Origin of the sequence: Lutibacter sp., assembly GCF_041596795.1 — a bacterium.
Taxonomy (GTDB): domain Bacteria; phylum Bacteroidota; class Bacteroidia; order Flavobacteriales; family Flavobacteriaceae; genus Lutibacter.
Genome location: NZ_JBFHHX010000192.1, coordinates 1 through 4,726 on the forward strand (window position 1 = coordinate 1; position 4,726 = coordinate 4,726).

The following is a 4,726-nucleotide window of genomic DNA, read 5'->3' on the forward strand; positions in this document are numbered from 1 at the left end:
AGTTGTCCTTGCTTATCAGTAGCTAAATAACGTTGTTTTACACGTTTAAATTCTTTAAATTCTTCACTTTTTGGATTTTCGGCTTGGACCCAGCAAGCTTTATGAACTTGTAAGTTTTCGTAACTACATTTTGCGCCATATTCGTGCTCTAAACGGTACTGAATAACTTCAAATTGTAGCGCACCAACGGTACCAACAACTTTTCTTCCATTTATATCTAATGTAAATAACTGAGCAACACCTTCGTCCATTAATTGATCTAAACCTTTATACAATTGTTTTGCTTTTAAAGGATCGGCATTGTTAACATAACGGAAATGTTCTGGTGAAAAACTAGGAATTCCTTTAAAGTTTAGTTGTTCACCTTCTGTAAGTGTATCGCCAATTTTAAAATGTCCAGTATCTGGCAAACCAACAATATCTCCAGGATAAGATTCATCAACAATTTCCTTTTTTTCAGCAAAAAAAGCATTTGGACTAGAGAATTTTAATTTTTTTCCTTGACGAACGTGTAAATAAGGAGCGTTTCTTTTAAACATTCCTGAAACTATTTTTACAAACGCAATACGGTTTCTGTGGTTTGGATCCATATTTGCGTGAATTTTAAATACAAATCCGGTTAAAGTTTCTTCTTTAGAATCTACCAAACGTTCTTCAGACATTTTTGGTTGCGGTGATGGCGCAATTTCAATAAAACAATCTAACAATTCTTTTACTCCAAAATTATTTAAGGCAGAGCCAAAAAATACAGGTTGTAAATTTCCTTTTAAATATTCATCTTTATCAAAATCTGGATATACTTCATGAACAATTTCCAATTCTTCACGTAATGTATTTGCCGATTTTTCACCTATAATTTTATCTAATTCAGGAGTTGTAATGTCGGTAAATTCTACACCTTTAGATACGGTTTGTTTGTTATCGCCGGAGTATAAATTTATTTTTTTTTCGTAAATATTAAAAATTCCTTTAAAATCGTAGCCCATTCCAATTGGGAAACTTAAAGGGGTAACCGTTAAGCCTAATTTTTGTTCAACTTCATCCATTAAATCAAAAGCATCTTTCCCTTCACGGTCCATTTTGTTAATAAAAACAATAATAGGAATCTTTCGCATTCTACAAACTTCAACCAATTTTTCAGTTTGTTCTTCCACACCTTTTGCAACGTCAATTACCACAATTACGCTATCAACAGCCGTTAAAGTTCTAAAAGTATCTTCTGCAAAATCTTTATGTCCGGGTGTATCTAAAATATTTATTTTTTTGTCTTTGTAAATAAAAGCCAATACAGAAGTAGCAACAGAAATACCACGCTGACGTTCAATTTCCATAAAATCGGAAGTAGCACCTTTTTTAATTTTATTGCTTTTTACGGCTCCAGCTTCTTGTATAGCACCACCAAATAATAATAATTTTTCTGTTAAGGTGGTTTTACCAGCATCGGGATGCGAAATAATTCCAAAGGTTCTTCTGCGTTGTATTTCTTTTAAAAAACTCATCATTCAAATTTTGAGGTGCAAATATATGCTTTAAAGTTGAAAAGTTGAAAAGTTTGAAAGTTGAAAAGTAGTTTAGTGCTTTTTTAACGTTTGTATTTTGTAAGTTTGTGCTTATTGATAAAAAAATGAAAGAAGAACTAGTAATTTTAGTGAACGAAAAGGATGAGCAAATTGGGTTAATGCCTAAAATGGAAGCGCATGAAAAAGCGGTGTTGCATAGAGCATTTTCTGTTTTTGTTTTTAATGATAATAATGATTTAATGTTGCAACAACGTGCAGCACATAAATATCATTCACCTTTGTTATGGACAAATACTTGCTGCAGTCATCAACGCAATGGAGAAACAAATATTGAGGCTGGAAAACGAAGATTACAAGAAGAAATGGGTTTTGTTTGTGAAATTGAAGAAGTAACATCATTTATTTATAAAGCACCGTTTGATAATGGTTTAACGGAACATGAATTGGATCATATTTTAATAGGATATTATAACAATGAACCAAAAATTAATAAAGATGAAGTAGAAAGTTATAAATGGATGCCTTTGGAGGCTGTAAAAAAAGATATTGAAGAAAATCCAAAAATATATACAGAGTGGTTTAAAATAATATTTAAAAATTATTATAGTTTTATTAATAAGTAGTTGAATGAAAAAAATAGAAGAAAATTTTATTGAAAGTTGGGAATTGGTTCGTAAAAACGGCCGAAATAGATATGCGCTTAGAACTGGTGTTTTGTGGAGTGTGTTTACTGCTTTTTTAACCAAAGTATTTGAATTGTCCGTTCATTCATTTAAAGAGGTCTACTTTTCTAAACCATTTTTAAATTATTTGGCTTTATTTATTTTAGTTGGAATAGTATTATTTTGGCAATTTATATGGAAATTTAATGAAAAAAGATATCATATTTTAAAAAAGAAAAAAGAAGATGAAAGTAACGGTTAGCAGAAAAGCGCATTTTAATGCAGCGCATAGATTATATAATTCCGATTGGACAGATGCTAGAAATGCAACTGTTTTTGGGAAATGTGCCAATCCAAACTATCATGGTCATAATTACGATTTAATTGTTTCTGTAAAAGGAGATGTTCATCCGGAAACTGGTTTTGTAATGGATATGAAAATTTTAAAATATTTAATTGAAAAGGAAATAGAGGAGGCGTTTGATCATAAAAATTTAAACGAAGAGGTTGAAGAATTTAAAACTTTAAATCCAACTGCAGAAAATATTGTAATTGTTATTTGGAATAAATTGCGCGCTGAAATAGATAATAAATTAGAACTTTCAATAACGTTATACGAAACACCTAGAAATTTTGTAACCTATTGTGGTGAAGAATAAAAAAAGAAGCTGTTTAAAAAGTAAAATTTCGTCAACCTGAATTTATTTCAGGTTCTCATACTGATTGATTATCAATATACTAAGATTCTGAAATAAATTCAGAATGACGGTTTTCAAAACTTTTTAAACAGCTTCTTTTTATTTCAAAATATTATTTTCTTTTACAAGTATTTATTCCAAACAAGGTATATAGCGGACAAAAATTTATTAGGCTAGTAAATAACAAAATAATACCAAATCCCAAAATTATAATGGCGGTCATGCCGCTAATTACATCTAAATAATACAATACAGCAATTAAAATACCTATTAAAACTCTTACAAATTTATCTGTTGTACCCATATTTGCTTTCATAATACGTGCTGTTTAAATGTTAGTTTAATAAAAGTACAAAAAAGTAAATTAACTAGTCTTTTTTATTTTTATTAAGTTCGTCTTGTAATCTTCGCATTGCTTTTTGCTCACGCTCTAAAGCTTTTGCCCGATGACTTTCAAATTCTTCTTCAACTTCTTTTAACGCTAATTTTGCTTCTTTAGTAATGGTATTACTTTGTTTAAATTTCATAAAAAAGAATGCAAATAAACCCATAAATACTAAAATTAAACCATAAGTTATAGTTTTATATAACGATTTATTCATAGGTATTCCTAAGAAAGAAATTTGTTGTTGCTCCGTATTTAGTGATTCGTTAATTGCTTCAATTTCAGAAAGTCTGGTTTTTAAACTATCAATTTCTTTTTGTTGATTTAGCACATTGTTTTTATGAATATCAATGGTATTTTTATTTTTTGAAATAGAATCAGTAACATTCTTTTTTAGTTTTAATAACCATTGGTTTTTTACTATTTTTTGCTCTTGATAGTAATTAGTAGATTCATTTATTAAATAATCGAATTGGTTTTTAACAGAACCTGAATCTATAAATTTTTGAGTGGATTGGCTGTAAAATAATGTTGTATTTAAAAGAATAACAACAAGTAAGTATTTAAATTTTAACATGTTTAAATTGTATTTGTTTTATAAACGTAGATATATATTACTTAGTATTTTTATAATAATTTTCAATTTCATTCAAATACTGTTGTTTTTTCTCAGTACCTAATAAAGAATATTGAAACGAGTTTTTTGCTAATTGGTATAAGTCCTCTTTTGATAAATTTAAAGACTCTTGAATAGCAAAATAATTTTTATTTACATGACCTCCAAAATACGCTGGATCATCAGAGTTTATGGTTACTTTTAAACCTAAATCCATCATTTTTTTTAACGGATGATCTTTTAAATTTTCTACAACCTTTAAGGCTGTATTTGAAAGCGGGCAAACTGTTAAGGCCAAATCTCGCTCAATAATATCAGCAATTAAGTTTTCATCTTGTAAACAATTATTTCCGTGATCAATTCTATGTATACCAAGTAAATCAATTGCTTCCCAAACATAATCTGCATCACCTTCTTCACCTGCATGTGCAACAGGAATGTACCCATGGTTAATAGAGGCTTCAAAAACTTTTATAAATTTTGATGGAGGATTTCCGTTTTCTGAAGAATCTAATCCAACTGCTGTAATTTTATCTTTAAAAGGTATCGATTCTTCTAAGGTTTTAAAAGCTTCTTCTTCGCTTAAATGACGCAAATAACTCATAATTAATAAAGAAGATATTCCTAAATTTGCTTCTGCATCTTCACAAGCTTTGGAAATACCTGTAATTACGGTTTCAAAAGAAATTCCTCTAAGGGTATGTGTTTGAGGGTCGAACATAATTTCTGTATGTCTAACATTTTGCTCAGCACATTTTTCTAAATAATTGTAAGTTAATTCGTAAAAATCTTGTTCGTAAATTAATACTGCTGCTCCTTGGTAATAGATATCTAAAAAATCTTGC

Annotated in this window: 7 protein-coding genes; 3 read left to right on the plus strand and 4 right to left on the minus strand. The window is 29.1% G+C overall.

The annotated features are described in order from the left end of the window. Positions 1–1,499 (minus strand): peptide chain release factor 3 (locus ABY298_RS14860; protein WP_372746838.1); only part of this gene is annotated, 1,499 nt, incomplete at its 3' end. Between the two features lie 125 nt (positions 1,500–1,624). Between ABY298_RS14860 and idi the strand changes: the two genes are divergently transcribed. The 3 genes from idi to ABY298_RS14875 are packed head-to-tail and all read left to right on the plus strand — an operon-like array spanning position 1,625 to position 2,841. After that, the gene (gene idi / locus ABY298_RS14865; protein WP_372746839.1) at positions 1,625–2,143 is read left to right on the plus strand and encodes an isopentenyl-diphosphate Delta-isomerase; all 519 of its coding nucleotides are present in this window, start codon (positions 1,625–1,627) and stop codon (positions 2,141–2,143) included. A 4-nt stretch (positions 2,144–2,147) separates the two neighbouring features. Continuing rightward, positions 2,148–2,444, plus strand: coding sequence for a hypothetical protein (locus ABY298_RS14870; RefSeq protein WP_372746840.1), 297 nt, complete (start codon positions 2,148–2,150; stop codon positions 2,442–2,444). Then, positions 2,428–2,841, plus strand: coding sequence for a 6-pyruvoyl tetrahydropterin synthase family protein (locus tag ABY298_RS14875; RefSeq protein WP_372746841.1), 414 nt, complete (start codon positions 2,428–2,430; stop codon positions 2,839–2,841). The genes ABY298_RS14870 and ABY298_RS14875 overlap by 17 nt, the downstream gene beginning before the upstream one ends. A gap of 151 nt (positions 2,842–2,992) precedes the next feature. Here the strand turns inward: ABY298_RS14875 and ABY298_RS14880 are convergent, their stop codons facing one another. From ABY298_RS14880 to ABY298_RS14890, 3 genes are all read right to left on the minus strand, one after another. Further along, complete coding sequence (locus tag ABY298_RS14880; protein ID WP_372746842.1) at positions 2,993–3,196, minus strand: DUF2892 domain-containing protein; 204 nt, start codon at positions 3,194–3,196, stop codon at positions 2,993–2,995. Between the two features lie 52 nt (positions 3,197–3,248). Beyond that, positions 3,249–3,842, minus strand: coding sequence for a hypothetical protein (locus ABY298_RS14885; RefSeq protein ID WP_372746843.1), 594 nt, complete (start codon positions 3,840–3,842; stop codon positions 3,249–3,251). A 37-nt stretch (positions 3,843–3,879) separates the two neighbouring features. Continuing rightward, positions 3,880–4,726: adenosine deaminase (locus ABY298_RS14890; protein ID WP_372746844.1), on the minus strand; the 847-nt coding region annotated here is incomplete at its 5' end.